Origin of the sequence: Mesorhizobium sp. M1322 (assembly GCF_040318085.1) — a bacterium.
In the GTDB taxonomy this organism is placed as follows: Bacteria; Pseudomonadota; Alphaproteobacteria; order Rhizobiales; family Rhizobiaceae; genus Mesorhizobium.
This window is the reverse complement of sequence record NZ_JAMYLP010000173.1, coordinates 1-4,742: the sequence shown is the minus strand read 5'-3', so window position 1 is coordinate 4,742 and position 4,742 is coordinate 1. Positions and strand designations below refer to the sequence as shown.

At 63.6% G+C, this 4,742-nt stretch carries 4 protein-coding genes; 3 read left to right on the top strand and 1 reads right to left on the bottom strand.

Going from position 1 to position 4,742, the window contains the following annotated elements:
• Window positions 1-222: 222 nt before the first annotated feature.
• Window positions 223-471 (bottom strand): ParB N-terminal domain-containing protein, encoded by a 249-nt coding sequence (locus tag NKH12_RS29965; protein WP_095489540.1) that lies wholly within the window; start codon window positions 469-471, stop codon window positions 223-225.
• Window positions 472-628: 157 nt separating this feature from the next.
• Between NKH12_RS29965 and NKH12_RS29960 the strand changes: the two genes are divergently transcribed.
• Genes NKH12_RS29960 through kce form a run of 3 tightly spaced genes read left to right on the top strand, consistent with a single transcriptional unit; the run spans window position 629 to window position 4,575 of the window.
• Window positions 629-2,269 carry a N,N-dimethylformamidase beta subunit family domain-containing protein gene (locus NKH12_RS29960; RefSeq protein WP_352956410.1) on the top strand — a complete coding sequence of 547 codons (1,641 nt, stop codon included), beginning with the start codon at window positions 629-631 and terminating at the stop codon, window positions 2,267-2,269.
• A gap of 1 nt (window position 2,270) precedes the next feature.
• Window positions 2,271-3,644: an aminotransferase family protein gene (locus NKH12_RS29955; RefSeq protein ID WP_352956409.1), complete on the top strand. Its 1,374-nt coding sequence runs from the start codon at window positions 2,271-2,273 to the stop codon at window positions 3,642-3,644.
• 1 nt (window position 3,645) lies between these two features.
• Window positions 3,646-4,575 (top strand): 3,5-dioxohexanoate:acetyl-CoA acetone transferase, encoded by a 930-nt coding sequence (gene kce / locus NKH12_RS29950; protein WP_352956408.1) that lies wholly within the window; start codon window positions 3,646-3,648, stop codon window positions 4,573-4,575.
• Window positions 4,576-4,742: the final 167 nt, after the last annotated feature.

The window sequence follows — 4,742 nt, the reverse complement described above, 5'->3', positions numbered from 1 at the left end:
TGCCCCGCAAACCGGGCCAATGTGGCTCGATTGCGGTTCAAAAAACGCCCCACGCGCCATCTGCGCCAAACTTCGGCTCCCGTGCAAAGCCCTCCACTTGCTTGCAAAACGGTTGGCTTGAATGCCGGTTTCCGTCTCAAGGACGAGCGGGCAACGCGCAGCCCGACAGGGTTCTTGCGAAAAATTTCGCCAGGCCGACTCCGGCGAACGCCGAATGAGAGCTTAGTGGCGCTTGGCTTGCACCAGATAGGCGTCGATGTCGGTCTCGCCGAGCCACTTCGCCGCTTCCAGCCGGTGCAGGCCTTCGACCAGGATATGGCGCTTGCCGTCATGGCGCACCTGGATCGGCGTCTTCATGCCGTTTTCCAGAATGTCCTCGGCCAGATGCCGGACGGTCTCGGGATGCAGCGTCTTCTTGCGCGCGGTCGGCACGTAGATGTCGTCAACCCTGACCTTTTGCACTCTCAGCATGTCGGCTCCCGTGGCGGAAAAGGCCGCCCTTTGTGAGATAATCTGTTTGGCAGGCAAGGCCAAGGCCCGCTGTCAGCCATCGCTGGCCCGATCGTTTCCAATTGACGGTTGGCCGGCAGATGGTCGAAATGACGCGTTCGACCCTTCACAGGCGTTCATGACCAAGCTTCCTACCGAATTCCCCGATTTCGGCCTGACGCCCCACCAGCGCCGGCAAGCGGTGCGTGGCCATTATTACGAATGGCCGGGGATGGATGGCGAACGCGGCGAGATCTGGTGCTACAGTGACCGTTTCTCATATCGCCAGGGCGAGACAGTGGTGCTGCATGTCAGCTCGACAGCGTCCAGCTTCAGCATGTCGATCGTCCGCGACGGTGGCGCCGAGACGCAGGTTTTCGAGAAAGCCGGGAGCGCGGCGCGCTGGCAGGATACACCCGACCAATGTTCGGTTGTGGGCTGCGGCTGGGACGCGTCGTTTGAATTTCGCGTCGGCGACGACTGGCCGTCCGGAGCCTACCGCGCCACGCTGACGGCGGACGGCCGCAACGGCAAGCCGATCCGCTGCCACCATCTTTTTATCGTTGCCCCGCAGCCCGGCAAGAAACGGGGGCGTGTGCTGCAGGTTGCCGCCACCGGCACCTGGCTTGCCTACAACACTTGGGGCGGCTCCAATCATTACGAAGGCATCACTGGCCCGAACCGCGACCAGTATGCCCCAATGGTGTCGACGCAGCGGCCATGGTGCCGCGGCTTTGTCGTTCTGCCGAAAGAGGCGCCGCGCGTGCCGCTCGAGGTCGCCGTGCCGCCCAAGACCATGCCGCGCTATCCGCATATGGAATGGGCTTTCGCCACCGGCCATTCGAAGAAATACGCCTCGTCCGGCTGGGCAAGCTATGACAGCCACTTCTTTCGTTTTGCCGAGCGCGCCGGCTATGCCGTCGACCTAGCCAGCCAGCACGAACTGCATTTCTCGCCCGAAATCCTCGACGGCTATGACTGCGTCGTCTTTGTCGGACATGACGAATACTGGACCTGGGAGATGCGCGACGCGGTCGACGCCTACGTCGAGCGCGGCGGCCATGCGGCGCGCTTCGCCGGCAATTTCATGTGGCAGACGCGGCTGGAGGACGAGGGCCGCCGGCAGGTCTGCTACAAATACCGCGCCCGCGCCGAGGATCCGGCATACCGGGGCGGCAATGTGACCCGCGCCACCAATTCATGGGAAGCACCTGAAATCGGCCGGCCGGGTGCCGCGACCTTCGGGCTCAATGCGACCAAGGGCCTCTACGCTGGCTGGGGCGGTTGCGCGCCGCGCGGCGTGCGCGGCTTTCCGGTCTACCGGCCGGAGCATTGGGCGTTCGCCGGCACAGGTATTTATTACGGCGACCTGCTCGGCGCCGACAGCCATGTCTATGGCTACGAGGTCGACGGGCTCGACTTTGAGATCCGCGGCGGCCTGCCCTACCCCACGCCCGACAGCGGCGCGCCGGATGGGCTGCAAATCCTTGCGGTCGGCATGGCTACCCAAGTCGAGGAGAGCGCCGACATCGCGTTCGAGGACCGGTTTCTAGGCGATGCCGATGGCCGCTTTTCCGCCGAGACGCTGTTCGGCGAGGCGAGCAACGCCAATCTCGACAAGGTCAAGCGCGGCAACGGCATGGTCGTCAACTTTCAGCGCGGCAGGGGCGAGGTGTTTCACGCCGGAAGCTGCGAATGGGTCGCCGGCCTGCTAAGGCAGGACGCGATGGTTGAGCGCGTCACCAAAAATGTTCTCGACCGCTACCTCGGAAAGTCCTGACATGCTGAAGTCCCAGACCCCTGCCCCGAACACCCGCCCACCGTCGCATCTGTTCTATTTGTCCAGCTTGCGCCGACCGCTGGTCGATCGCGCCGAAGGCATCTACATCTGGACGCAGGATGGCCGCCGCTTCATCGACGGATCGAGCGGACCGATGGTCGCCAATATCGGTCATTCCAATCGCAACGTGCTCGATGCGATGAAGCGGCAGATGGACCGCGTCACCTTCGCCTACCGGCTGCATTTCGAAAACGAGCCGGCCGAGGAGCTGGCGCGGGAATTGGCCGGAAAACTTCCCGAAGGCATGGACCGCATCTTTTTCGTCTCGGGCGGCTCGGAAGCGACGGAATCCTGCATTAAGCTCGCCCGGCAGTGGGCCGTGGCGACAGGCCAGCCCAGGCGCTGGAAGGTGATCACCCGCTTTCCCTCCTATCATGGCGGCACGCTTGGTTCGCTGTCCATCACCGGCGACGACGCCCTGGCCGAAACTTTTGCGCCGATGATGCAGGTCATGCCGACGGTGCCGGCGCCGGCCGCCTGGCGCGACCGCGATAATCTCTCGATGGAACAGCGCGGCATCCGCTACGCCGACATGCTGGAGGAGAAGATCCTCGCCGAAGGACCGGAAAGCGTGCTCGCCTTCATCATGGAGCCGGTCGGCGGCGCTGCCACATCGGCGCTGGTGGCGCCGGCCAGCTACTATCCTCGCATCCGCGAAATCTGCGACCGCTACGGCATTCTGCTCATCCACGACGAAGTGATGAGCGGTGCGGGCCGCACCGGAAAATTCCTTGGTGGCGACCATTGGAACTGCAAGCCCGACATTATCGCACTGTCGAAGGGACTGGGCTCTGGCTATGCGCCGCTCGGCGCGCTGGCCGCACCGATGCGGCTGGTGCAGCCGCTGCTCGCCTCCGGAGGCTTCCAGCATGGCCATACCTACGCCGGCAATCCGCTCGCCTGCGCCGCCGGGCTCGCCGTGCTCGGCGAAATGGACCGCCTCGACCTGATCGCCAATGCGGCTGACATGGGCGATATTTTGATGGCCGAATTGAAGGGGTTGGCCAAGCGGTTTCCGTTTATCGCAGACGTACGTGGCAAGGGCCTGCTCCTAGGTGCCGAGATGGTCGCCGACCCCGATACGCTGAGGCCGATCGCTCCAGCGAAGAAAGCCACCCAGCGCCTGCTCGACCTCGCCTATGAGCGCGGCCTGATCATCTATGGCCGAAAGGTAAAGGGCGGCGTCGACGGCGACAATTTCATGGTGGCGCCGCCGATGATCGTCACCCGAGAGCAGATCGGCGAGATCGTCGCCATCATCGCTGACTCGCTGGAGGTGCTGGCCGGCGAGCTCGACCTGCCGGTCGAAGGCTAAAATGGCGCCGCGAAAAGTCATCATCACCTGCGCCGTCACCGGGTCGGTGCACACGCCGTCGATGTCGCCGCATCTGCCGGTGACGCCGGACCAGATCGCCGCAGAGGCGATTGCCGCCGCCGAAGCCGGCGCGTCGATCCTGCATCTTCACGCCCGCGATCCCGGTGACGGGCGGCCAACCGCCGATCCCGATGTGTTCATGCAGTTCCTGCCGCGTATCAAGCAGGCGACCGATGCGGTCATCAACATCACCACCGGCGGCTCCTCGCTGATGACGCTCGACCAACGTCTAGCTGCACCGCTCAGGGCCGAGCCCGAAATGTGCTCACTCAATATGGGCTCGATGAATTTCGCGCTGTTCCAGATGCTCGACCGGCCAAGGCAATGGCAGCACGAGTGGGAGCCAAAGCTGCTTGAGGCAACCCGCGACACGATCTTCAAGAACACGTTTGCCGACATGGAGACCGTGCTCGAAAGACTTGGAAAGGGCTGCGGCACACGCTTCGAATTCGAATGCTACGATGTCGGCCACCTCTATTCGCTGGCGCATTTTCGCGACCGCGGGCTGGTATCGGGACCTCTGTTCATTCAGTTCGTGTTCGGCATACTGGGTGGCATCGGCGCCGATCCCGACAATCTGGTCCATATGAAGCGCATCGCCGACAAACTGTTCGGCGACAGCTACCAGTTTTCGGTTCTGGCCGCCGGGCGCCACCAGATGCCGATGATCTCGATTGCGGCGGCGATGGGCGGCAATGTTCGTGTTGGGCTGGAGGACAGCCTCTATGACGGCCTCCAGCTGGCAAAGTCCAATGCCGACCAGGTGCGCCGTATCCGCAACGTGCTCGACGGGCTGTCGCTGGATGTCGCCACGCCCACTGAGGCACGCGAGATGCTGGCGCTCAAAGGCGGCGATAGGGTAGCGTTCTGAGACGATGATTTGAGATGCTTGCGTTCCGTCCCACCCCCCTCTGGCCTGCCGGCCATCTCCCCCGCAAGGGGGGAGATTGGCAGCTTCGCCGCTGGGCCCATCGTTGCATCGTTGGTGATTGGCGAAAGCATTCGTGTCTTCCGATCTCCCCCCTTGCGGGGGAGATG

Coding starts and splice junctions, on each gene's coding strand:
- kce (WP_352956408.1), top strand. CDS start 3,646: ATGGCGCCGCGAAAAGTCATCATCACCTGCGCCGTCACCGGGTCGGTG.
- NKH12_RS29955 (WP_352956409.1), top strand. CDS start 2,271: ATGCTGAAGTCCCAGACCCCTGCCCCGAACACCCGCCCACCGTCGCAT.
- NKH12_RS29960 (WP_352956410.1), top strand. CDS start 629: ATGACCAAGCTTCCTACCGAATTCCCCGATTTCGGCCTGACGCCCCAC.
- NKH12_RS29965 (WP_095489540.1), bottom strand. CDS start 471: ATGCTGAGAGTGCAAAAGGTCAGGGTTGACGACATCTACGTGCCGACC.